At 69.7% G+C, this 22327-nt stretch carries 20 protein-coding genes and 1 pseudogene; 15 read left to right on the top strand and 6 right to left on the bottom strand.

What is annotated here, in order from left to right:
- Positions 1-17: 17 nt before the first annotated feature.
- The 5 genes from AB6V29_RS08330 to AB6V29_RS08310 all read left to right on the top strand — a co-directional run bounded on the left by AB6V29_RS08330 (position 18) and on the right by AB6V29_RS08310 (position 6876).
- On the top strand, positions 18-1733 hold the full coding sequence (locus AB6V29_RS08330; protein ID WP_307314886.1) for a hypothetical protein: 1716 nt from the start codon (positions 18-20) through the stop codon (positions 1731-1733).
- Positions 1734-1749: 16 nt separating this feature from the next.
- Positions 1750-5292: a S8 family serine peptidase gene (locus AB6V29_RS08325; protein WP_369357991.1), complete on the top strand. Its 3543-nt coding sequence runs from the start codon at positions 1750-1752 to the stop codon at positions 5290-5292.
- Between the two features lie 71 nt (positions 5293-5363).
- Positions 5364-5939 carry an ArsR/SmtB family transcription factor gene (locus tag AB6V29_RS08320; RefSeq protein ID WP_369357990.1) on the top strand — a complete coding sequence of 192 codons (576 nt, stop codon included), beginning with the start codon at positions 5364-5366 and terminating at the stop codon, positions 5937-5939.
- A 188-nt stretch (positions 5940-6127) separates the two neighbouring features.
- Positions 6128-6679 (top strand): hypothetical protein, encoded by a 552-nt coding sequence (locus tag AB6V29_RS08315; RefSeq protein WP_369357989.1) that lies wholly within the window; start codon positions 6128-6130, stop codon positions 6677-6679.
- 26 nt (positions 6680-6705) lie between these two features.
- Positions 6706-6876, top strand: coding sequence for a hypothetical protein (locus AB6V29_RS08310; RefSeq protein WP_307314901.1), 171 nt, complete (start codon positions 6706-6708; stop codon positions 6874-6876).
- Positions 6877-6902: 26 nt separating this feature from the next.
- On the opposite strand, the gene AB6V29_RS08305 is transcribed toward AB6V29_RS08310, so the two are convergent.
- Both AB6V29_RS08305 and AB6V29_RS08300 read right to left on the bottom strand, forming a co-directional pair.
- The gene (locus AB6V29_RS08305) at positions 6903-7928 is read right to left on the bottom strand and encodes an agmatine/peptidylarginine deiminase (protein WP_369357986.1); all 1026 of its coding nucleotides are present in this window, start codon (positions 7926-7928) and stop codon (positions 6903-6905) included.
- 375 nt (positions 7929-8303) lie between these two features.
- Positions 8304-9977: pseudogene (locus AB6V29_RS08300) on the bottom strand (amidase); the annotation flags it as partial.
- A gap of 28 nt (positions 9978-10005) precedes the next feature.
- On the opposite strand from AB6V29_RS08300, the gene AB6V29_RS08295 reads away from it, so the two are divergent.
- The 3 genes from AB6V29_RS08295 (at position 10006) to AB6V29_RS08285 (ending at position 12256) form a co-directional block, all read left to right on the top strand.
- Positions 10006-10686: a TetR/AcrR family transcriptional regulator gene (locus AB6V29_RS08295; RefSeq protein WP_267786042.1), complete on the top strand. Its 681-nt coding sequence runs from the start codon at positions 10006-10008 to the stop codon at positions 10684-10686.
- Positions 10687-10755: 69 nt separating this feature from the next.
- Complete coding sequence (locus tag AB6V29_RS08290; RefSeq protein WP_369357984.1) at positions 10756-11436, top strand: phosphatase PAP2 family protein; 681 nt, start codon at positions 10756-10758, stop codon at positions 11434-11436.
- A 16-nt stretch (positions 11437-11452) separates the two neighbouring features.
- Positions 11453-12256, top strand: coding sequence for a DUF1206 domain-containing protein (locus AB6V29_RS08285; protein WP_369357982.1), 804 nt, complete (start codon positions 11453-11455; stop codon positions 12254-12256).
- 9 nt (positions 12257-12265) lie between these two features.
- Here the strand turns inward: AB6V29_RS08285 and AB6V29_RS08280 are convergent, their stop codons facing one another.
- Complete coding sequence (locus AB6V29_RS08280) at positions 12266-13072, bottom strand: DeoR/GlpR family DNA-binding transcription regulator (RefSeq protein WP_210072400.1); 807 nt, start codon at positions 13070-13072, stop codon at positions 12266-12268.
- 230 nt (positions 13073-13302) lie between these two features.
- Here AB6V29_RS08280 and AB6V29_RS08275 point away from each other — a divergent pair, with 230 nt between their 5' ends.
- The 5 genes from AB6V29_RS08275 (at position 13303) to AB6V29_RS08255 (ending at position 18638) form a co-directional block, all read left to right on the top strand.
- On the top strand, positions 13303-14598 hold the full coding sequence (locus tag AB6V29_RS08275) for a sugar ABC transporter substrate-binding protein (RefSeq protein ID WP_267786049.1): 1296 nt from the start codon (positions 13303-13305) through the stop codon (positions 14596-14598).
- Positions 14599-14671: 73 nt separating this feature from the next.
- On the top strand, positions 14672-15601 hold the full coding sequence (locus tag AB6V29_RS08270; protein WP_307458560.1) for a carbohydrate ABC transporter permease: 930 nt from the start codon (positions 14672-14674) through the stop codon (positions 15599-15601).
- Positions 15602-15603: 2 nt separating this feature from the next.
- Complete coding sequence (locus AB6V29_RS08265) at positions 15604-16476, top strand: carbohydrate ABC transporter permease (protein WP_116238707.1); 873 nt, start codon at positions 15604-15606, stop codon at positions 16474-16476.
- A 35-nt stretch (positions 16477-16511) separates the two neighbouring features.
- A complete protein-coding gene (locus tag AB6V29_RS08260; protein WP_210072398.1) occupies positions 16512-17375 on the top strand; it encodes a ketose-bisphosphate aldolase in 864 nt (287 codons plus the stop codon).
- 18 nt (positions 17376-17393) lie between these two features.
- A complete protein-coding gene (locus AB6V29_RS08255) occupies positions 17394-18638 on the top strand; it encodes an ADP-dependent glucokinase/phosphofructokinase (RefSeq protein WP_369357979.1) in 1245 nt (414 codons plus the stop codon).
- Positions 18639-18659: 21 nt separating this feature from the next.
- On the opposite strand, the gene AB6V29_RS08250 is transcribed toward AB6V29_RS08255, so the two are convergent.
- Complete coding sequence (locus tag AB6V29_RS08250) at positions 18660-19763, bottom strand: FUSC family protein (protein WP_369357977.1); 1104 nt, start codon at positions 19761-19763, stop codon at positions 18660-18662.
- A 98-nt stretch (positions 19764-19861) separates the two neighbouring features.
- Positions 19862-20827 (bottom strand): alpha/beta fold hydrolase, encoded by a 966-nt coding sequence (locus AB6V29_RS08245; protein ID WP_369357976.1) that lies wholly within the window; start codon positions 20825-20827, stop codon positions 19862-19864.
- A gap of 78 nt (positions 20828-20905) precedes the next feature.
- Here AB6V29_RS08245 and AB6V29_RS08240 point away from each other — a divergent pair, with 78 nt between their 5' ends.
- The gene (locus tag AB6V29_RS08240) at positions 20906-21145 is read left to right on the top strand and encodes a DUF3072 domain-containing protein (RefSeq protein WP_115915964.1); all 240 of its coding nucleotides are present in this window, start codon (positions 20906-20908) and stop codon (positions 21143-21145) included.
- Positions 21146-21172: 27 nt separating this feature from the next.
- On the opposite strand, the gene AB6V29_RS08235 is transcribed toward AB6V29_RS08240, so the two are convergent.
- Complete coding sequence (locus AB6V29_RS08235; RefSeq protein ID WP_369357975.1) at positions 21173-21661, bottom strand: MarR family winged helix-turn-helix transcriptional regulator; 489 nt, start codon at positions 21659-21661, stop codon at positions 21173-21175.
- Positions 21662-21796: 135 nt separating this feature from the next.
- Here AB6V29_RS08235 and AB6V29_RS08230 point away from each other — a divergent pair, with 135 nt between their 5' ends.
- On the top strand, positions 21797-22321 hold the full coding sequence (locus AB6V29_RS08230; RefSeq protein ID WP_210072393.1) for a MarR family winged helix-turn-helix transcriptional regulator: 525 nt from the start codon (positions 21797-21799) through the stop codon (positions 22319-22321).
- Positions 22322-22327 lie beyond the last annotated feature (6 nt).

Here is a 22327-nt window from a genome sequence, read left to right as displayed (position 1 = left end):
CCTCACGTGAGGCCCTCATGAAGAAAACTTGGATCGCCGCCGCCGCCGCGCTCGTCGCTGTGGCACTGGTCGGCAGCGTCGCCGGCACGGTCACCGCCGCACAGAACCCGCCGTCTGCCGACGCTCGTCCCGATGCGTCCGCGGTGAGCGCGTCGCTGTGGGATCTCGACCGGTCCGAGTCGTTCACCCTCGCCGAGCGGGATGGAGATGTCGCGATCGATGGCGCTCGCGTCATCGCGGCCGCGCCCGACGGTGTGTCCGACATCCCCGTGTCGCTCGATCAGGACGAGACCGAGCAGTACTGGTTGTGGGCGTACGGTGTCGAGGTCACCGCGCACGGGCTGACGCCCGGCTCCACCGTGCGCGTGGGGATCACGTTCGCGTCGGGCGACGCCAAGCACTGGGCGCCGCTCACGGCCGACGCCGAGGGCACCATCGTCACGCGCGTGCGGACGCTCGACGTCGACCCCGAGAACACGCACCCCGAGGCCGGTCTCGCTCAGATCACCGTGGCGTCGTCGACGGGGGAGGCGGGTTCGGCGCTGTTGCGCGTGACGGCGAATGCCCACCCGAGTCTGAGCGTCTCGAGCGACCCGTCGACCATCAGCCAGGACGCCTTCCTCGACAGTCCGGTCGTCATCCACGCCAGCGGGTTCCCCCCGATGACGAAGGTGTTCTTCAACCTCGGCATGCCCGACACCAGCATGATCGCCGTCGGTGAGGACGAAGGTCTGCACTCCGACGAGAACGGCGAGTTCTCTTACGAACTGCAGATGGCCAGCGTGAACGCTCAAGTGGGCACGTGGCTGCTGAGCTTCCAGTCTTTCGACGGAGCGCTTGCAGGCGGGGGGTCGTTCACGGTGACCGCGGGTGCTGAGCGCGTTCGAGACAAGACGCTGACCCCCGCCGTCGGCGAGATCTCGGTCGCGGACTTCTCGGTCGACCCGGGCCTGCGGTTCGCGGTGGACGGATTCCTCCCATTCGACACGTACGAACTGATGCTGACGACCTCGCGCGGCTACAACGCTCCGCTGGGCGTATCTCGTACGAACGGAGAAGGACACCAAGACAACGCGATCACGAGCCCGAAGTCCGTTCCGGAGGGGGAGTACACCCTCACGGCGCGATCGACGACCACCGGTGACTACGCGGTCGGCCGTTTCCGCGTCACGGGGAGCCCTACGCTCCCCGGTTCCGACATCGCGCTGGCACCGGCGACGGTCGCGGCCGACGCGCTCGCCGCCGAGGGCGTCGTCGTCTCCGGGAGCCGCATCGCACCCGGTACCTCGTTCCGGGTCTCGTTGCGGGATGCCGGGTGGAATCGACAGCCGCTCACCGCCGGGGCCGACGCGTACGCCACGGTCGGCGACGATGGGCGCTTGTCTCTCCGTCTCGTGACCCTCGAGGTCATCGCTCCCGGTGGGTACACGGTGTGGGTGGAGGCCGGTGGGGGAGTCATCGGGTACAACCTGCTGCTTCCTCTGCAGGTGACCGCGTCAGCGGCTGCGTCCGAGACGACGACGCCGGCCCCGATGGCCACGACCCCGCCCCCGGCAGCGTCCGAGACGCGTCTCGCGCCGGTCACCGAGGCGCCCGCGCTGCCGCAGCCTCGCCCCGAGACGCCCTCGGCCCCGTCACCGACGCCGTCACCGACGGCAACCCCCGCGCCCGGCCCCTTCGACGACGACATGCTCTCGCCGGCGCTCCCCGTCCCCGGCGTCCCCGCCCTCTGAGTTCAGGAAAAACACGATGATCCCTCCACGTTCAGCGCGCTCGCGCGCTTGTGCCCTCGCCGGAGTCGGCATCCTCGCGACGACTCTCTCGTTCGGCGCCGCGGCCCCAGTCAGTGCCGCGCCGGCCGGTCTCGACGAGATCGCTCTCGCCCCGGCCAGCCCCGGCAGCACGGTCGCCCTCCCCGACTCGATCCTGTCGGCCGACGGACCCGTCGACGTCTTCGTGCAGACGCGGGGCGACAGTGCCCTCGAAGCGCGCACGAAGACCGAGGAGGCGGGCGGCTCTGAGACGTCCGCGCGGGTCGCCGCCGACGACACCGCGGAGCGCAACGCCGCGGTCACCGACGAGGTCGCGAGCGATCTGGCCGACATCGATCCGGATGCCACCGTGCTCTACACCTCGACGTACTCGGTGCCGGGCGTCGCGGTGAGCGCCGAGGTCGACACCCTGCGTCAGCTCGCGGAGCGGCCCGACGTCCAGAAGATCTCCCGCATCGTCCCGCAGTCCATCGAGTTCCCCGCGGTCGGCACCGATCCGGCCAACGCGGCGTCCGACGCCCTCACCCGCGCCGTCGACGCCTGGCAGCAGACGGGGCGCACCGGAAAGGGCGTGACCGTCGCGGTCGTCGATACCGGCGTGGACTACACGCACGCCGATTTCGGCGGTCCGGGGACCATCGACGTCTACGCGCGGGCCCTCGCCTCTACCGACGCCCCGAGACCGGAGTGGTACGACGCGAACAAGTATCTCGGCGGGTGGGACTTCGCCGGCGCGAGCTACAACGGCGCTACCGGTACCCCTGGCTACGACCCGGTTCCCGTGCCCGACGCGAACCCGATCGACGGCCCCGGCGGCAACCACGGTACGCATGTGGCGGGAACCGCCGTCGGCTTCGGCGTCGACCGCGACTCCCGAACCTTTCAGGGTGACTACTCCTCGCTGTCGTCCGAGAGCGTGCGCTCGTCGTTCTCCATCGGCCCGGGATCGGCGCCGGAGGCGGGTCTCATCGCCCTGAAGGTCTTCGGCGACGGCGGAGGAAGCACGTCTCTCACCGGGGCGGCGCTGGAGTGGATCGCGGAGAAGGTGGCATCCGGAACCGAGATCGACGTCGTCAACCTCTCGCTGGGCACGAACTACGGCGCGATCGACGATCCCGACAACGCCAAGCTGGAGGTGCTTGTCGATGCGGGCGTGCTCCCCGTCGTCGCGGCAGGGAACTCGGGCGACGTCGTCGATGTCGGCGGCAGCCCCGGCACCGCGATGGGTGCGCTCACCGTCGCCGCCTCCGCAAGCGGGTACGGCCTCGCCGACGCCGCGCGTGCCGTCATCGGAGACCCGGCCCAGAATCCCGCGCAACAGATCCGCGTGCAATACGCGCAGCAGTACTCGTGGGCCTTCGACGTGACGGCGCACGTTACCGCACTGACCGACCCCGATAACGCCGACGGATGCCGTGCCTTCAGCGCCGTCGATCGGCAGCGGGTGGCGGGTCAGATCGTCTGGCTCGAGTGGGATGACGCCGACGTGGCCTGCGGGTCCGCCGTGCGCTTCACCAACGCCACGGATGCCGGAGCAGCGGGCGTCGTGCTCACCAGTCAGGCCGACTCGTTCGAGAACGGAATTGCCGGGAACACCGACATCCCCGGTGCCCAGCTCACCCGTTCCGACACCGACGCGCTGCGACCGGCGATGGAACAGGACCGCCTGACCATCGAGCTGCGTTCCGACCTGCGTCGCACGGTCGAGGTGTTCGACTCGTCCCGCGTGGACACCGCGGCATCCTTCACCTCCCGGGGAACCCACGGATCCATCGACGACGTCCTCAAGCCGGATGTCTCGGCGCCGGGCGTCTCGATCGTGTCCGCAGGCAACGGCACGGGGTCCGGCCGCGAGGTGATGAGCGGCACGTCGATGGCCTCACCGCACACGGCCGGTGTGGCGGCGCTCGTCGTCCAAGAGCACCCCGATTGGTCGGCCGAGCGCGTCAAGCAGCAGGTGATGAACACCGCCGCCCACGACATCGTCACGGCGGGCGCCGACCCGCGCGCGTACGGACCCGCGCGCGTGGGCACGGGTCGCGTCGATGCGCTCGCGGCCGTCGAGAGCGGTGTGAGCCTCCGATCGGAAGAGAACGGAGAGCTGCTCAGCGCCTCGTTCGGCGTGGTCGACGTCGGAACCGAGCCGGTCGTCCTCACCCGCACGGTCAGCGTCGGCAACGATGGGACGGATGCCACGACCCTCGACCTGCGCTACTCCCCGCGCACCGAGACGCCGGGCGTCGCGTACGACGTGAGTCCCGCGACCGTGACGGTCCCAGCGGGCGGAAGCGTCGCCGTGACGCTGACGCTGCGGATCGCCGACCCCGGCGCCCTTCGCCGCACCCTCGATCCCACCATGTCCGCTCAGACGGGCGGCGCCCCGCGGCAGTACCTCGCCGATGCGTCCGGCGTCGTCGAGGCCACCGGTCCGAGGGGCACCTTCCCCGTGCGTCTCTCGGTGTACGCGGCACCGCGTCCGTACTCCGAGACCCGGACCGCGGGTGTGACCTTCGACGGATCGGCGGGCACACTCGCGATCACCGGACGCGGGCTCGACCAGGGGCAGGGGACCGAGCGCTACCGGTCGGTCATGGTGCCCCTGATCCTCGGTGCGACCGACCCCGACGACACCTTCCCCGCGACCTCGGCACAGCGCACCCTCGAGAGCGCCGACATCCTCGCGGTGGGCGCGTCGTCGACGGCTCCTTTGCTGGCTGATCCGACGCAAGGCGTCCTCACCTTCGGCGTGCAGATGGACGGGGAGTGGGCGCGCTTGTCTCCCCTCACGTGGCCCATGGTGCAGCTCGACTTGAATGGCGATACGCGGGCCGACTTCGTCGTGCAGGTGCAGCCCGGCGCCGACGGCGACATGCCCGTCGCCATGACCGTGGATGCCGTCACGGGCAATGTGGTCGAGGAGCGTCCGGTGAACGGCCTGTTCGGGGACCAGGGCACCAACGTCTACGACAACAGCGTGGTGACGATGTCGACATCGTTGAAAGCTCTCGGCTACACGGCGGGAACGACGCAGACGACCATCCGGTACCTGGCGCAGACGCGCTCGTTCTACAACCCGGCGTTCGACGGCGGATACCGCAGCGCGCTCGTCGACCAGACGTCGGCGGCCACGATCGACGCCTACGCGCCGGAGATGGCGTTCGGCGACACCGGGACCGCGCTGTTCGCCGATGAGCCCGGCTCGCTCACGGTCAGCCGGACGGGCGACACGCTGCCCCGGGTGCTCGTGCTGCACCTGCTCGGTGACGGTGACGCGCGCGCCGAGATCGTGACGCCCACCGCGGCGGGCGCCCCGACGCCGGAGCCGTCTGCGTCAGCGCCGATTCCTTCCGCACCGTCGCCGACGGACGGGGCGACCCACGCCTCCGGTCAGAGTACGTCGCGCCCGGGCCTGGCATCCACGGGTCTGGACGGTTCGGCGCTCGCGCTGCTCGCCGCCGTCGCTGCCGCCGCGGTCGGGACAGGCGCGGTCCTGGTCCGGCGCCGCCGTCGCCCAGAGTGAGCCTCTCTGTCGCGAGCGTCGCGCCCCCCTCGGGGTGCGCGGCGCTCGCCGAGGCGGCAGACTGTGGTCTCATGGCCGGTCAGACCCTCATCATCTCCGACCCTCGCGCGGTGCGGGCCATGGCCAACCCGCTTCGCCTGGTGGCGGTCGACGAGCTCTACCGTCGACAGGGGCCGGCCACCGCCACCGAACTCGCTGACCTCGTGGGTCTGACGCCCAGCGCGATGAGCTATCACCTCCGCGCGGTGGAGTCGACGGGCCTCATCCGCCGCGGTGAGTCGACGGATGCGCGCGAGCGGCCGTGGGTGCCCGCTGCTCCGAGCTACTCGCTCGTGGCCAGTGTCGAGTCCGACGCGGTGCAGCGGATGGTGCTGATCGACTCCCGTCTGATGCCGGTGCGGCAGCGGATGGAGGAGCTGCTGGCGGCTCGGTCGGTCCGCGCACCGGACGCCGACATCGTCTACATGGTGATGGCGACCGGTCAGCTCCTCCTGAGTCCTGACGAAGTCGGCCTTCTGCAGGAGCGCGTTCAGGAGGTGTTCGACGAGTTCGAGGCGTTGAGCGCCGATCGCTCCGAGGAAGGCGATCTGCGGCGCGCGCGATACATGTGGTCGGTGGTTCCGGAGCGGGTGGACCCCGAAGACTAGCGGCGAGCGTGGAGCAGCCGAATGCAACCGCTGTGCCCCGTGCGCTCCACCGGCTCAGGTCGCCGACGGCTCGTTACGCAGTCGTGCCGATGACCCGATAGTCGGGGTGGACCCTTCCGGCCACCCCGATGGTGCGCGAAGCCGCTGACCCGCGACGTCCACGCCCCCGTTCCGATCGGAGCTGCAGCATGACCGTCCCCGCCGCCCACGAGTACCGCACCTACCCCGTCGTGACTCTTCCGGTGTTCGACCTCCGAACGGGGGATGTGGTGGCCGGTACCGATTCCGAGGTCGTCGGGATCGATGCCGAGAGCCCGTGGACGCGCCGCATCTCCGAGCGGCATCCCTCGGGGCAGATCACCCGATTCACCTACGACTGCGCGGACGAGCTCACGGTGTATAGAAAGCCCGAGGACGGAGCCGACGCCATCGCCGCAGCCGAGGCGGAGAGCGCCGCGGGAGAGAGCACAGAGCGTCTCGCCGGCGTCCGCTGCCCGCGTTGCTCGAACGAGAGGGCGTTCGCGGTCCAGATCACCGTCAGCGTGGTGCTCGACGGCGATCTCGACATCTCCGGATCCGCGCGGTCGATCACCGACCACGCTCCCGGCCGCATCGGCGACCCGCCGGACGGGTTCCGCGGAGACGAGCCCATTCAGTGCCACCAAGATCGAGGCGGCTGCGGACACCGGGGCACCGTGGACGAGTTCCGCATCCCCGAGGGGGATGTCGCCGCTCGGTAGTCCTGCCCATCGGCAGCCCCCGCACCTTGAACCGCAGTGCCTTCTTCGTCGGCGCATTGCTGGCGGGCGTGCTCATGACCTCGCTCGGCCTTCCGGTGACGCTCGGGATCGGCGCGGGGCTGTTCGTGCTCGCCGCGCTGGTCATCGCCCTCTCACCGCTGCGCAGAGCGCGCCGCGGTGGCTCTTCGCGCAGCTGAGGACCGCTCACGCGCGCTCGGGCGGATCACACCCGCGGCTGCTGCTGCGTGATGCAGTGGATCCCGCCCCCGCGGTCGAAGATGGGGCGCGAGTCGACCATCACCACACGCCGGCCCGGATAGGCGTCGGCGATGATCTCGCGAGCGCGCGCATCGGCCGAGTCGTCGCCGAAGCCGCACAGCACGACGCCGTCGTTGGTCACGAGGTGGTTGATGTAGCTCCAGTCGAGCCACCCCTCGTCGTCGCGAAGCGCGGAGGGGGCCGGGATGCCGGTGATGGCGACGTTGCGGCCCCGCTCGGCGAACGCGGTCTCGAGCTCGCTCCGCACGAGCTGCGACACCTCGAAGTCGGGGTGGGAGGCATCCGTCTGCTCGTGGAGGAGAACATGGTCGGGCGCGGCGAAGGTGGCGACGATGTCGACGTGCCCGTTGGTGCCGAGGTCGTCGTAGTCGCGGGTCAGGCCGCGCGAGAGCCAGATGGCATCCGTCGCTCCGATCGTCCGGGTCATCTCGGCCTCGACGCGGGCACGGTCGGCGAAGGGGTTACGGCGCGGGTCGAGCTGCACGGTCTCGGTGAGAAGGACCGTGCCGGTGCCGTCGACGTGGAGCCCGCCGCCCTCGGCGACGAGGAGAGAGTCGATGCGCTCGGCTCCCGCGTGCTCGGCGACGACGCGGGCGATGCCGGCGGACTTCTGCCATTCGGCCCAGTCGGGTGCGCCCCACCCGTTGAAGATCCAGTCGACGGCGCCGAGGACACCCGGGTGGTCGGGGTCGACGACGAAGGTGGGCCCCACGTCGCGCATCCAGAACTCGTCGAGCGGGGCTTCGACGATCTCGATGTCGGCGGAGAGCATGCGTCGGGCCCGAGCCACCTCGGTGGGGTCGACGACCATCGTCACCGGCTCGAACTGCCGCACGGCGTGCGCGACGTCGGTCCAGGCTCGGTAGCCCTGCTCACGGAATTCCGCGCCCTCCCCGAGGGTGATGCCTTCGCGGGGAAACGCCATCCAGGTGCGCTCGTGCGGGGCGGATTCTGCGGGCATGCGCCACATGTGGTGTTCCTTCTGGGTGCGGTGTCAGAGCGGGGAGGCGGCGGTGGTGGCGAGGTCGCCGGCGACGGCGCCGTCCTCGTCGCGGACGACCACGACGACAAGGGGGCCGTAGGGGGCGATCCAGGGGCTCGCGGCGCTCGCGTGCGCCGCGGCAGAGACGCGGGCGGTGCCGCGGAGGCGGCTTCCGTCCAGGTTCGCCTCGACGCGGGCGCCGTCGACGTAGGCGGCGGTGTCGCGAGCCAATCCGCCCGTCACGGTGGCGCTGAAGCGCACCACGGTCTCGTCGCCGTCCGCCTCGGTCTCGACCGCATCGACGACGACCCGCAGGCCGCCCGCGGCGACCGGTCGCGTCGTGGTGAAGACGGCCTCGTCGGGCAGCGCCGGCGTGCGCGGGGGCGTCGTGCGGCGCTCGCCGAGAGCGGTGACGGCCGATCCCAGCCGGATGAGCCGCGAGTCGCTGTACGCGGGACCGGCGATGGTCAGGCCGACCGGCATCCCGGTGTCGTCCATCGTGCCCATCGGCACGGTCACGGTCGGGATGCCGAGATGGCGGGGGACGAGGTTGCCGTTGGACACCCAGACGCCGTTACGCCATGCGATGTCAGCCGAGCCGGGGGCGACATCGGCGTCCGCGGGGCCCACGTCGGACTGCGTGGGGAAGATGACGGCGTCGAAGCCGCCCTCGTGCATCCACTCCTCGAAGTCGACGCGGCGGGTGTGCTCGAGGCCGCGCAGGCCCGCTTCGAGGCTCGCCACCTCGCGCCAGTCGGGCTCCCACTCCCGGGCCCGTGCCACGTAGTCGCCGATGTCGTAAGAGATGTCGTAGTGCCAGATGCCGTAGCGGTCGGGGAGGGCTCCCGCAGGGTGGGGGAAGATGCGCGCCGCGTCGACGTCGGCGAGACGATTCAGCCCCGGATCGCCGTTCTGGCGGAGGAAGGCGTCCATGGCCCACACGGCGAGGTCTCCCACTTCGGCGTCGAGGAACTCCCGGGTGACGAAGCCGCGGTCGAGGAAGTCCTCGTCGCCGGGGTGCAGTTTCTCGTACCGGTCGACCACCGGGAAGTCGGTCTCGACCACCTCGGCGCCCGCGGCTTCGAGGTCGGTGCGCAGATCGCCCCAGAGCCGCATGACGCTGTCTCGCGTGACGATCGGCGACGCGTTGTCGGGGTCGCCGTTGATGTAGATGCGCGGGACGGCGAGGCGCAGCCCCGCGAGCGGCAGCGGCTCGAGCTCGCTGAACGACGCGGGGCGCACCTCGGAGGGACGCGGCAGGGCGATCCAGGGCTGCGAGCGCCAGAGGTCTCCCTCGGTCACCGGATCGTCGGCCACGATCGCGTCGAGCACGACGCGCAGGTCGTCCATCGAGCGGGTGTGCGGCACGACGACGTCCATGGTCGGTACGAGCGGCCAGTTCCCCCGCACCGAGATCACCCCGCGCGACGGGGTGTACGCGACGAGCGCGTTGTGCGAGGCGGGGGCGCGGCCCGACGACCACGTCTCTTCGCCGAGGCTGAAGGCGGCGAAGCTGGCCGCAGTGGCGGTGCCCGACCCGTTGGAAGAGCCCGACCCGAACGCCGACGGCAGAAAATCGGCGTTGTAGGGCGACTCGGCGCGGCCGTAGACGCCGCGCTGCATGCCGCCCGCGGCCATCGGGGGCATGTTCGTCAGTCCGAGGAACACCGCCCCGCTCGCGCGCAGTCGCTCGATCGCGAAGGCGTCGTCGCCCGCCACCAGGTCGGCGAAGGCCGGCGACCCCGAGGCCACGGTCAATCCGGTGACGCGGTAGCTGTCCTTCGCGGTGAACGGGATGCCGTCGAGCGGGCCGAGTGTCTCGCCCCGGGCTCGGCGCTGGTCGGCATCGCGGGCTTGCGCGAACGCGCGCGGGTTCAGGACGGGCACGGCGTTGAGGCGGATGCCGGCCCGGTCGTAGGCCGCGATGCGGTTGAGGTAGCGGGCCACGAGCTCGACGGTCGTGACGGTTCCGGAGTCGAGGGTGGCGCGCAGGCGGGCGACGTCGGCTTCGACGACGGTGAAGTCCTCGGTGGTCATGGCGGTAAACATACACTGTTTGTTTTATGTGTGCGAGAGTGGACTCGGAGCCTGCGCCCGCAGGCTCGCACCGACCCGGGAGACCGCCATCGCCAGACCGCACACGCCGCTGCTGAGCCGCGATCTGATCGCGCGAACCGCCCTCGCCCTGGTCGACCGTCACGGACCCGACGGGGCGAGCATCCGTCGCGTCGCCGCACGCCTCGGGGTCAACCCCGCGTCTTTGTACAACCACGTCCCCAACCGCGCGGCCATGGTCGAGGACGTCCGTGCCCTCGTGTCGGCGCCCATCGACTCGCAGCCGCTGCGGGAGCTGCCCTGGGAAGACGCGCTCCGCGCCTGGGGACGCTCGTACCGTCGCGCCTTCGCCCGGCATGCCCGCGTCGTGCCGCTGCTGATGACGGAGCGCGCGTCGGCCCCCGTCCTCCTCGCGCAGTACGAGGACTTCGCGGCGGCCGCCGAGGCCGCCGGGTGGACGCTGCGCGATGTCATCCCGCTGCTGACCGCCTTCGAGTCCTTCATCCTCGGCAGCGTCCTCGACATGTCGGGGCCCTCCGTGGTGTTCGACCCCACGGGCCAGGAAGAGGCGTTCCCGCGCTTCTCGGCGGCTTTCGACACCCTCGCCGACGAAGACCCGGAGGACCCCGTGGCCACCCGCGCCTTCGAGCTCGGGCTCGACATGCTGATCGCCTCCGCTCGGCCCCGCTGACGCCGAACCCGCATTCGGGCGCAGGGCAAGTCCTGGCTCGAGGGGATCCCGACCTGGGACGATTCCGGAATGGATGCCACCACGGACGAGCCCGCGATCCTCCCCGACCGGCCGAGGTCCGACGCGCGCCGTCCGGTCGCCCTGGTCGTGGGCGTCGTCGCGACCGTGCTCTTCGTGGCGCTGCGACTGGCCGTCGATCTCGACGGGGGAGCGCCGCTGGCGTTCGACCAGTGGTGGGACGACGCGATGGCCGCGCTCGCCGACCCGGTCGCGGTCATCGTCGCGTGGATCCCCGCCATCGTGGGCGGCACGATCGGAATGATCGTCATCGGCATCACGACCGCCGTCGTCTTCCTCCTGGTCAAGCGCCCGTGGGATGCGCTGAACGTCGCGGCATCCATCGCCCTGGTCGTGCTCATCGGCGCGCCCCTCGCCGCGGTCATCGCACGAGCCCGACCGATGGATTCGCTGGCCGAGACTCAGGCGACCTCGTTCCCCTCGGGCCACACCGCCGTCGCGACGACGATCGCGGTGACACTCGCGCTGATCCTCCGCCGCGGGTGGATCTGGGCGGCAGGCGCCGTCTGGGTGCTGCTGATGATGTGGAGCCGCACCTACCTGCACGCGCACTGGCTCAGCGACGTGACAGCGGGTTTTCTGGAGGGAGTGGCGGTGGCCACCCTCGTGTGGGCGCTGGTGGAGGTGTGGCGTGTGCGCCGCGCGCAACGCCTGGTGGCGGCGTCCGGCTGAGCGCTAGGGTTCCCGGATGACCAGCGCCTCCGCCGCCGCCGATAGAGCCCAGGATTCGACCGCCTTCCGCGTCGCCGCACGCGTCGGCTACGTGGTCCTCGGGCTTCTGCACCTGTTGATCGGGGTGATCGCGGTGTCTCTTGCGACCGGCAGCGGCGGCGACAGCGCCGATCAGAGCGGAGCCCTGCAACAGGTGGCCGAGGCTCCGGCGGGCAAGGTACTGCTCTGGGTCGTCGTCGTCGGGCTCGTCGCGCTTGCCCTCTGGCAGGTCGCGGATGCCGTCGCCGAGCGCGACCCCGACGAGAAGACGCGCTGGGCGCACCGCGCGAAATACGTGGGAACGGCCGTCGCGTACGGGGCGATCGCCGTCACCGGCTTCACGATCGTCTCGGGCGGACACTCGGACTCCTCGCAGTCGTCGCGCACTCTCAGCGCGCAGCTTCTCGCCATGCCCGGGGGCATCGTGCTCCTGGTCGTCGTCGGTCTGGCGGTGGCGGTGATCGGCGTCGCCTTCGTCGTGCGCGGTGTCACGAAGGCCTTCATGAAGAACCTGTCGAGCCCGGGCGGGACGGCGGGGCGTGGCATCCGGACCTTCGGGATGATCGGTTACGTCGCCAAGGGGATCGCGGTGGGCGTCGCCGGGATCCTCTTCATCGTCGCGGCCTTCTCGCACGATCCGAACGCGGCCGGCGGTATCGACTCGGCGCTGCGCTCGCTCGCGAGCCTGCCGTTCGGGCAGGTCGTCCTGTGGCTCGTGGGCGCGGGGCTCGTCGTGTACGGGCTCTTCTGCTTCGCCCGGGCCCGGTACGCCCGCATGTGAGCGCGCTGATCAGGGGGTGACGACGGTCACGCCGGCTTCGGCGAGGGCGGCGGACAGCTCGGGTGAAGGCTCGGCGTCGGTGATGAGGTAGTCGGCCTTCTCGAGGGGGCCCACCTGGGCGAACAAGCGTCGGTCGAGCTTCGAGGAGTCGGCCAGGATCGCGGTGCGATCCGCGCGCTGGATCATCTCGCTCATCATGGTCGCGTCGCCGAGGTTGCTGGTCGAGAAGCCGGAGCCGTCGACCGCGCCGACCGCGATGAGGGCGTAGTCGCAGCGGATGTCGACCTCGGGGGTGTGCGAGTTCATCGCCAGGGTCACCGGGCCGGTCGTGGCCTGGGTGATGGTGCGGACCGCGCCGCCGAAGATGTAGAGATCGCGGAACACGCTGGGGGAGATCTCGGCGGGGATGCGCAGGTTGTTCGTCGCGATCGTGAGGTTCCGGTGATTGCGCAGGGCTCGGGCGACCGCCAGCGTCGTGGTGCCGGCGTTGAGCATGAGGACGGATCCGTCCTCGATGAGGTCGGCCGCGAGCGCGGCGATGCGCTCCTTCTCGGAGATCTGCATCTGCAGGCGTACGTCGAGGCCGCGGTCGCGGCCGGGGACCGACATCGCACTGACGGCACCGCCGTGGGTGCGCACGACGATCCCTTCGCGATCGAGCTGGTCGAGGTCGCGGCGGACCGTGTCGATCGAGACGCCGAAGTGCGAGGCGAGGTCGACGACGGTCACCTGGCCCGACTCGGCGACGTAGGCGGCCAGCTCGGCTTTGCGGCCCGCGGGGAGCCGTCGCTTGACCGTGGCGGTGGATGCGTCCATGCCGTCATCTCTAGCACAGAGCGGCATGTCGGTCCGCAGAATTTGTGCGAAAACGGCAGAGAACAGCACTCCAAGCCCGTTGTTTGCGGACATTGACGCGGTCTCCTGCCGGAATTATCACGGATCTGCATCGAGCTCTTGCGGCTTCTTGCAAAGGGGCGCATACTCGTGCTGAAAGACGCAAGAACGCGCAGAACAGCGCGAAATGCGGCAGATCTCAACGAGGAGAAATGATGGACAACAGCGGGCGCCGGCGTCGGAACGCCATCAAGCTCGTCGGTGCCGCGGCAGCGGCCACGACCCTCCTGGCGATGGCGGGGTGCTCGTCGAACGATTCGGGAGCGTCGTCGGACGGGAACGTCACGATCGAGTTCGCCCAGTGGTGGGAGCCGGAGCTCGGCGACGGAGCGTTCCGCGGACTCATGGACGAGTTCGAGAAGGAGAACCCCGGTATCAAGGTCGACCTCGTCAGCGGGCCCTACGCCTCTACGAAGGAGCAGCTCTTCGCCGGGGCGGCATCCGGCACCATGCCCGACGTCGTCGGTCTCGACGGTGCGTGGGTCAGCGACTTCGCCAAGCAGGGCGTGATCGCCGATCTGTCGAAGCTGATGAGCGACTCCGGCTACGACGACAGCCAGCTCGCCAGCCAGATCAAGGTCGACGGCAGCACCTACATGATCCCCGTGGTCAACTTCGTCTACCCCATGTTCACCAACGACGGGCTGCTCTCGCAGGCCGGTGTCAGCTCTCCGCCGTCGACTCGCACGGAGTTCGCCGACGCGGCGAAGAAGATCAAGGCCCTCGGCGGAGACGTGTCGGGGTGGGTCCTCCCGCTCTCGCTCGAAGCCCCCAACGGCGTGCAGAACGACGTCATGTCATGGGTGTGGGCCTCGGGCGGGTCGATGCTGAAGGACGGCAAGCCCGACCTGACGAACAAGGCCGTGACCTCGGCCACCGACTACATCCAGCAGCTCTGGGAGGACGGGGTCATCGCTCCCGGATCCTTCACGATGAAGGAGCAGGACAAGGTCGAGGAGTTCACCAACGGACGTGTCGGCATGATGATCGACTCGCTGGCCCACATCAATCTGATCCGACAGTCGAACCCCGACCTGAAGTTCTCGATCTCGGCGATCCCGGCCGAAGACGGCTTCACCGGAGAGCGCGGCATCCCCTACGCCTCGTGGGGCATCGGCGTGGCCGAGAACTCGCAGCACAAGGATGCCGCCTTCAAGCTCGTGCAGTTCCTGATGGGCAAGGACGTCAACAGCGAGCTGTCGACGATGGCCAAGGCGTTCCCCGGCAACACCGAGAGCGTGCCGACCTTCGTCGCGGACGACGAGCTGTTCAAGACGGCGTTCGACATCTACAAGAAGGGCTACCCGGCGAACGAGTTCACGGGTCTGCCCGTCGCCGAGGAGCTCATGCGACAGTTCGGCACCCAGTTCCAGTCGGCTCTCGACGGACAGCAGTCGATGAGCGACGCGCTCACCAAGACGCAGGACGAATGGACGTCGGAGTTCTGATCCGACCCCGAACCGGGATGCCGCACCGCCACCGCTCGCGGTGCGGCATCCCGCTCAGCGAAAGCCGCACATCATGACCATGCGCACTCTCACACCCCCCGACACCGAGGTGATCGTCACCGGACGACCCGCCTCCCGCCGCACCCGGCAGCTGCGCAAGGCCGGCGAGGCCTACGCGTTCCTGTCTCCGACGCTGATCCTGTTGTTCGTCCTGATGATCGTCCCGATCGTCATGGTGATCGGGTACTCGTTCCAGGACAACGTCATCCTCAACAAGAGCCCCGAGGTCGTGGGTCTCGACAACTACATCGCGATCCTCACCGACTCCGGCTTTTGGAAGGCGACGGGCAACACCCTCTTCTTCACCCTCACGAGCGTCGCCGCGCACCTCGTGCTCGGACTCTCGTTCGCCCTCCTGCTCAACAGCCGGCTCATCGGCGCGGTCCCCCGGGCGATCTTCCGCGGGCTCTACGTGCTCCCGTGGCTTTTCACGGTCGCCGTCATCGCCGTGCTGTGGCGCATGCTGCTCGCCCCGAACGGCATCGTCAACTTCCTGCTCCACACGAACATCGAGTGGCTCGCCTCGCCGCAACTGGCGCTGGGGACGGTCACCTTCATCAACATCTGGGCCGGTTACCCGTTCTTCATGGTGAGCCTGCTCGCCGGTCTCCAGGGGATCCCGAGCGACCTCTACGAGGCCGCGACCGTCGACGGTGCCAGCCCCGTGCAGCGCTTCTGGAACGTCACCGTCCCCCAGCTGCGTCCCATCATCGTGAGCCTGCTGTTGCTCGACCTCATCTGGACCTCGCAGCAGTTCGCCCTCATCTGGCTGACCACGGGCGGCGGTCCCATCGACGTCACCGAGATGCTCAGCACCTTCACCTACAAGCTCGCATTCGCGAAGTACGACTTCTCGATGGCCTCCACCTCGGCGGTGCTGGTCCTGGCGATGTCGATGATCATCGCGGTGCTCTACGTCCGCCACCAGAAGGCGAGGGACTGACCATGGCCTCGACCACGACCGCGCGCCCGCGCGCCACCAGCGCGATCGCGCGCCGCCGCCTCGCCAAGACCGGCGTGCTCATCGGCCTGTTGATCGGCGCGGTCTTCGCCGCCGGTCCCGTGCTGTGGATGCTCTCGAGCTCGTTCAAGTCGAACACGCAGATCTTCGAGCTCCCCCCGCGCCTCATCACCGACACCTTCTCGTTCGACGCGTACATCTCGATCTTCACCAACCCCGAGACGGTGCGCTTCTTCATCAACAGCTATGTCGTGGCGGGGGCGGTGACGATCCTGACGCTGCTCGTCGCGATCCAGGCGGCGTACGCCTTCAGCCGATTCGAGTTCCGCGGCAAGCGCGTCGTCAACGTCATCATCGTCAGCGTCCAGGCGGTCCCGCCGATCACGCTGCTGATCCCGTACTTCGGTCTGATGGTGGGGCTCGGCCTCTACAACACCTATCCGGGGCTCATCTTCACCTACATGGTGTTCACGCTGCCCTACGCGATCATCATGATGACCGGGTATTTCAACACCCTGCCGAAGGAACTCGACGAGGCCGTCCGAGTCGACGGCGCGGGCTCGTTCACCGCCCTCTGGCGGGTGCTCGTGCCCATCTCGATCCCCGGGATCGTCTCGGTGGGGATCTACACCTTCATGATCGCGTGGAACGAGTTCCTCTTCGCCCTCACCCTCACGCGCACCATCGACATGCGCACCGTGCCGATCGGCATCCAGCTGCTCATGGGCCAGCACTCCTACGAGTGGAACCAGATCATGGCGATGAGCATCCTCGGCTCGATCCCCGTGCTGCTGCTCTTCCTCTTCTTCCAACGCTTCTTCATCAGCGGCCTCACGGCCGGCTCGGTGAAGAGCTGACCTCCGCACACCCAACCCCGAACAAGGAGAAATCCGTGCTCTACACCGGCAAGTCCATCCTCGACGTAGCGAACGCCCACAGCTTCGCCATCCCGGCTTTCAACATCAGCGATTGGGCGATGTTCACCGGGATCATGGACATCAGCGAGGAGAAGAACGCTCCGGTCATCATCGCCATCCACCCCGACGAGGTCTCGCACATCACCACCGACCTCATCCCCGCGATGCACGCTCGCGCGCACCGCTCGAGCGTGCCCGTCGCCATCCACTGGGACCACGGCGGAACGTACGAGCAGATCGTCCAGGCCATCCAGGCCGGCTTCACCTCGGTCATGATCGACGCCTCGCTCGAGCCCTTCGAGCAGAACGTCGCCCTGACCCGCAAGGTCGTCGAAGCCGCCCACGCGGTCGGCGTGCAAGTCGAGGGCGAGCTCGGAACAATCGGCGCGAACGACAGCTACGGCGAGTCCGGTGCCGCCGAGATCATCTACACCAATGTCGACGACGCCGTGCGCTTCGTCGAGCAGACCGGGGTCGACAGCCTCGCCATCGCCATTGGCACCTCGCACGGGCTCTACCCGGCCGAGAAGAACCCCGAGCTGCGCCACGACCTGCTCGAGCAGATCAAGGCGGCGGTCGGCATCCCGCTCGTGCTGCACGGCGGGTCGAGCAACCCCGACGGCGAGCTGAGCCGGGCGGTGGAGCTGGGCGTGAACAAGATCAACATCTCCAGCGACATCAAGGTGGCCTACCACGACCGCATGCGCGAGGTGCTCGGCACCGACCGTCGCCTGCGCGAGCCCAACGCCATCCAGCCCGAGTGCATCGCGGCGATGAAGGTCACCGCCGCTGAGAAGATCGACCTGTTCGGCGCCGCCGGCAAGGCCGACCTGTACTGATCGAAGGAGACCGGCGCCATGGGGGAAGACCTCGTCCTCGGGCTCGGCGGAACCGTCGACTACGAGATCCGGTGGGATGCCGAGGTGCTCACCGCCCTCGCGGCGGAGCACGGCATCCGGCTCGACGAGTTGACCACCACGACGCCCATCATCGACGAGCGCGCGCTCATCGTGACGGTGCTCGCCTTCCTCGCCACGGGCGGGGGAGGCGAGCGCTTCGTGCTCTCGTCAGAGATCGTGGAGCGCTTCGCGGCGCACTTCGACAAGAACGTCACCCTGGGCGGCACGGGGGTGCGGGCCGGGATCGCGCTCGATCGCATCGGCATCCCGACGGTGCAGCACCTCGTCAGCATCGACGACAATGTCCGGCGACTCCTGCCGTCGTCGATGAGGATCGTCTCGTCGGCGAGGCGTGACACCCTCGACCCGCACCTCATCGTGCAGTACCCCGAGGGCACGACCGTGCGCGTGGTCGACGGAGCGGTGACGGCCACGGCCTCCAATCGCCTGATCTTCGCCAACGACGCGCCCAACCGCGAGATGGTGATCGCCGACCGACTCGGCGACGCTCTCGAGTCGGCTGCGGCCTTCCTCGTCTCGGGTTTCAACACCATGCAGGATGCCGATCTGCTCGAGGCCCGGCTCGACGACCTGGTGAGCGCGATGCGCCGTCTTCCCGCCGATGCCCTCGTGTACTACGAAGACGCGGGGTTCTACCAGCGCGAGCTCTCCGCCCGCGTACGGAGGCGACTGCTCGAGCGCATCGACGTGTACGGCATGAACGAGGACGAACTGCAGGAGTACCTGGGGCGCTCCGTCGATCTGCTCTCGCCGGACGACGTCGCGGCGGCCCTCGCCGAGGCGCACGGGCTCATTCCGGCACGGGCGCTGGTCGTGCACACGAAGTACTGGGCGCTCGCCGTCGGTCCCTCGGCGGCGCGGCACGAAACGGGACTCGAGAGCGCCGTGCGCACCGCGGCGACGCGCTACCGGCTCGGCGACGCGTGCACGGCAGCCGACCTCGATGCCACCGCGAGATTCGCGCGCCATCCCGGGGGAGCGGCGGTGGTCGCTGCCCTGCAGCGGAGCGGAAAGGCGGTCGGCGTGCCGGCGTACCTCGTCGACACCGCCGATCCCACGACGATCGGCCTGGGGGACACGTTCGTCGGCGGCTTCCTGGCGGCCGTCCCGGCCGCTGCGCGGCACGCGACCGCGGCCGCTCTGGATCGCGCCCTCGACGCCGTGGGCGGAGCGCCGGGCTGAGCTGGCGCGGCCCCGGATCTCTCAACGCGCCGCGGTGTCGGCATCCGGGTCCGAGAACGGCCCGCACGCCGCGATCACGCGGCGGAGGCTGACGGCGGCCTCCCACGCGTCGAGGGGCTCCTCGTGCGCGTCGAGGGCGCGCAGGCTCTCGGTGTAGCGCGTGAGGGACTTCTCCGCCGCGCGCAGGCTGCCCGCGTCGGCCTCGGGTTCGGGTGGCGTCGTGACCAGGGGCGAGACCGCGTCGATCGCGTCGGCGAGGGTGCGGCGCACCTCGGCAGGAAGACGGGTGTCGACGTCAGGACCCGCGGTGAGTCGTGCCAGTGCCGCGGCCAGTTCACGGGTGGCATCCGCGGTGCCGGTCAAGGCGTCCAGACGGCGTCGATCGAGGTCGCGCGGTGTCTTCAGCCGACGGCCGCGCGGGTTGTAACGACGGCTCTCATCGGCCAGGTCGACCTCTTCGCGGACCTCGACGAGGGTGTCCTCCAGCGCGGCGGCGGCCCGGTCGGCGGCCTCGGGGTCGAAGGAGCGGCCCGCGAGCGAGGTCGACATCGCCCCGAGCGCCTCGCCGAGGGCGTCGCGAAGGCGACTCAGCCGGTCGTCGGCCTTCTTCACCCGGAGCGGCGGAACGACGAGCAGATTCACCACGACGCCCACCACCACACCGAACGCCATCGTGACCAGGTACGACACGGAGTACCCGTCGGGGTCGGCGCCGCCCAGCAACAGCACGAAGAGTCCCGCGATGGCCACCCAGTCGCGCCCGACGCCGAGGGCGCGCACCCCCGCGAGCAGCACGCCGATCAGGATCACGGCGGCCACCGCGACGATGCGGGGCAGGCCCGTGCCGACGACGGCGAGGCTCGCCAGGCCCAGGCCGATTCCGAGTGCCAGACCGACCACGGCCTGGACCCCGCTCGAGGCGGAGCGCGCGACGGTCGGGTACATGCTCACCAGCACTCCGAGCGGCGCGTAGTACGAGTACTCGCTCTGCGCGAGGGGGACGAGAGGGGCGAGGTACCAGGCCAGCGCCGCCGCCGCAGCGGTCTTGGCGGCGAGCAGCAGGCGGTCGGTCGTGATCGCGTCGGACCACCATCGGCGGGGGTCGAGGGCGGCGGGGACGGTCATGAGCGGCGGGTGCGCGGGCGAGTCGACACGCTCCCATGCTCGATGTCGGCGACCGAGCCGTCGTGGGGGTTGCCCCGCTCGGGTCGCCGGGTTAGGACTCAGCGCCCGGGGCGGTAGGCATCCCAGAGGACGCGCGCATGGCGGGCCTTCGCGCGCTCGACCCCGTCCTCGTCGTGACGGGCCGCGCTGATCCATTCCGCGAGGCGGCTCGCCACGGCTCCCAGCACCATGCTCAGGTCGGCGTGAGCGGCGGGAGGCACCGCCGCCTCGGACGCCGGCATCCGCCCCTTCGGCGCCAGGTCGTCGTCGATGTGCCGCAGCACGAGCCGAGCGACCCCGACGGCGTGGCTGTTCACGACGCAGTGAGCGGCGCCCTCGATCTCCCACCGCCGAGCCCTGTGCGCGCGGGCGACGAGTCTCGAGTGCAGGCGACGGGGCGAGGGGCGGTCGTGCTCGCCCCGGATGAGCAGCAGCGTCGCTCGTCCCGCGCCGATGCGGTCCGAGATGCGGTAGCGCAGCATGTGCGGCAGCGCCTCGAAGAAGTAGAGGAACCCGCACAGCAGATAGGCCGACACGGCGAGCAGCGCGATGTGGATCGACTCGCGCACGGTCGACTGGACGAATCGCACGCCCTGCACGATCGCGGTGGACTCCGCCTCGTCGACGACGGGGCTCACCAGCACCGCGTGCGAGAGGCCGGGGCGGCGCGCGAGGACCTCGGTGACCACCTGCGTCCCCATCGAATGCCCGATCAGGACGGGGTCGTCCAGGCCGTAGTGATCGAGCACCCCCTCGACCTGATCGGCGAAGTAGGCGGCGGTGGGGGATTCTCCGGATGCCGGGACCCCGCCGAATCCGGGGAGGTCGAGGGCGTACACCTCGCCCTCCTTGGCCAGCAGGGGCGCGAGGAACTCGAAGTACGTCGACGCGACTCCGATGCCGGCGACGAGTACGAACGAGCGCCCGGTGTCCGCGGTCGTGGGCACGCGCGTCACGCGCGTGCGGGACGGGCCACGGCGATACGTCTGGACGTCGACGTCGGCGGGACGCGATTTTTCGGGCACCGCCCCAGGATGCCCTACCCGCCTGGGTGACCTGTCAATCCCGGTCCCGGTGTCGGGAGCCCCGCTTAGCCTTCCTGCATGAGCGATACCTCCCGTGAAGAAGAGACCCTGGGTGCCGTCCGCGAGGGCGACAACCCCGCCGAGAAAGATCCGTCCGACTGGGTGACCGGCGACGAGCCGATGACCGCTCCGCAGCGCAGCTACCTCGACACGCTCGCTCGCGAAGCCGGCGAGGAGATCCCCGCCGACCTGACGAAGGCCGAGGCATCGGAGCAGATCGACCGACTGCAGAACGAGACCGGTCGCGCCACCGAGTGATTTTCGAGGCGTCCCGCCGTCCCCTCGTCAGGACGCGCGGGACGCCTCGTCGTGTGCCGAGATGCCATCGATGTCCTGACGCTCGCCGCGGGCGATGTCGTCGAGGAAGTCGGCGACGATGCGTCGCTCCGCGGGTCCCAGCCGTTCGGCGGCCGCCGCCGCCGACGTGCTCCGCACCGACAGCATGCGTCGGGCGGGGGAATCGGCGTCGATCGTCTCGCGCACCACGATGGACCGGCGGTCGCCCGGGTACGGTTCGCGTTCTACCCATCCGGCATCCGCGAGTCGATCGATGAGCGCGGTCGTGGCCGCGGACGAGATGCCCAGCATTGATGCGAGGATCCGCGGGGTCACGGGTTCGTCTTCGGGGGAGCGCTGCAGGAGGAACCGCAGAACCTTGGCGTCGTTCGGTCCGATACCGAGGGAGTGAAGAGCCTGCCGCTCGGATGCAACGCCGGAGTCGGTGAGGTCGTTGAGAGCCTTGACCACGTCGTCGGCGGTCGTCGCGTCATTCATCTGTCCTCCTCGGTTCTCTCGATGGGCTAGTGTCTTTGAGGCCGATAAAGTAGTCGACCGTTGTACTTCGATGGTACCCGTCCATTCGATGCATCGGCAGGGGGCTGATCGCGGAGCCTGGCATAAGATGCCCAGGTGGAAACAGGGTCCGAGTCGCGCTACTGGTACGGCGCGAGCGATGAGGATCGTCGTCGCCGAGCCGTCGATGTCCTCCAGGCCTTTCGCGTCTATCGCGCTGCCGAGGTCGCCATGCGTCGCCGAACGCGCGAGTCGATGTCGATGGGCGAGAACGAGCTTCTGGTACTGCGCTACCTCATCAAGGCGGCGGGGCAGGGCCGGCAGGTGTCTCCGAGCGAGCTGACCCGATACCTCGGGGTCTCGACGGCCTCGACGACGGCGATCGTCGACCGCCTCGAGAAGACGGGCCACGTCACCCGTGTCCCTCACCCCACCGATCGGCGGAGCATCTTCATCGTCGCGACCGAAGTGAGCGACGAAGAGGTGCGCGCGACTCTCGGGTCGATGCACGCCCGCATGATGGCGGCGGTCGTCGACATGAGCCCCGAAGACAGCGCGGCCGTGATCGCGTGCCTCGGCCGGCTCCAGGATGCCGTCGATCAGGTCGACCCGCACCCGGTCGAGGCCGAGCCCGGTCGCTGACGGGCG

Source organism: Microbacterium sp. 20-116 (genome assembly GCF_041079415.1).
Taxonomy (GTDB): Bacteria; Actinomycetota; Actinomycetes; order Actinomycetales; family Microbacteriaceae; genus Microbacterium.
This window is presented reverse-complemented; position numbering and strand designations above follow the sequence as displayed.

What these genes read in the sequence shown, in the direction of transcription:
- AB6V29_RS08330 (WP_307314886.1), top strand. Translation starts at nt 18, where the DNA reads ATGAAGAAAACTTGGATCGCCGCCGCCGCCGCGCTCGTCGCTGTGGCA.
- AB6V29_RS08325 (WP_369357991.1), top strand. Translation starts at nt 1,750, where the DNA reads ATGATCCCTCCACGTTCAGCGCGCTCGCGCGCTTGTGCCCTCGCCGGA.
- AB6V29_RS08320 (WP_369357990.1), top strand. Translation starts at nt 5,364, where the DNA reads ATGGCCGGTCAGACCCTCATCATCTCCGACCCTCGCGCGGTGCGGGCC.
- AB6V29_RS08315 (WP_369357989.1), top strand. Translation starts at nt 6,128, where the DNA reads ATGACCGTCCCCGCCGCCCACGAGTACCGCACCTACCCCGTCGTGACT.
- AB6V29_RS08305 (WP_369357986.1), bottom strand. Translation starts at nt 7,928, where the DNA reads ATGTGGCGCATGCCCGCAGAATCCGCCCCGCACGAGCGCACCTGGATG.
- AB6V29_RS08290 (WP_369357984.1), top strand. Translation starts at nt 10,756, where the DNA reads ATGGATGCCACCACGGACGAGCCCGCGATCCTCCCCGACCGGCCGAGG.
- AB6V29_RS08285 (WP_369357982.1), top strand. Translation starts at nt 11,453, where the DNA reads ATGACCAGCGCCTCCGCCGCCGCCGATAGAGCCCAGGATTCGACCGCC.
- AB6V29_RS08280 (WP_210072400.1), bottom strand. Translation starts at nt 13,072, where the DNA reads ATGGACGCATCCACCGCCACGGTCAAGCGACGGCTCCCCGCGGGCCGC.
- AB6V29_RS08275 (WP_267786049.1), top strand. Translation starts at nt 13,303, where the DNA reads ATGATGGACAACAGCGGGCGCCGGCGTCGGAACGCCATCAAGCTCGTC.
- AB6V29_RS08270 (WP_307458560.1), top strand. Translation starts at nt 14,672, where the DNA reads ATGACCATGCGCACTCTCACACCCCCCGACACCGAGGTGATCGTCACC.
- AB6V29_RS08265 (WP_116238707.1), top strand. Translation starts at nt 15,604, where the DNA reads ATGGCCTCGACCACGACCGCGCGCCCGCGCGCCACCAGCGCGATCGCG.
- AB6V29_RS08255 (WP_369357979.1), top strand. Translation starts at nt 17,394, where the DNA reads ATGGGGGAAGACCTCGTCCTCGGGCTCGGCGGAACCGTCGACTACGAG.
- AB6V29_RS08250 (WP_369357977.1), bottom strand. Translation starts at nt 19,763, where the DNA reads ATGACCGTCCCCGCCGCCCTCGACCCCCGCCGATGGTGGTCCGACGCG.
- AB6V29_RS08240 (WP_115915964.1), top strand. Translation starts at nt 20,906, where the DNA reads ATGAGCGATACCTCCCGTGAAGAAGAGACCCTGGGTGCCGTCCGCGAG.
- AB6V29_RS08235 (WP_369357975.1), bottom strand. Translation starts at nt 21,661, where the DNA reads ATGAATGACGCGACGACCGCCGACGACGTGGTCAAGGCTCTCAACGAC.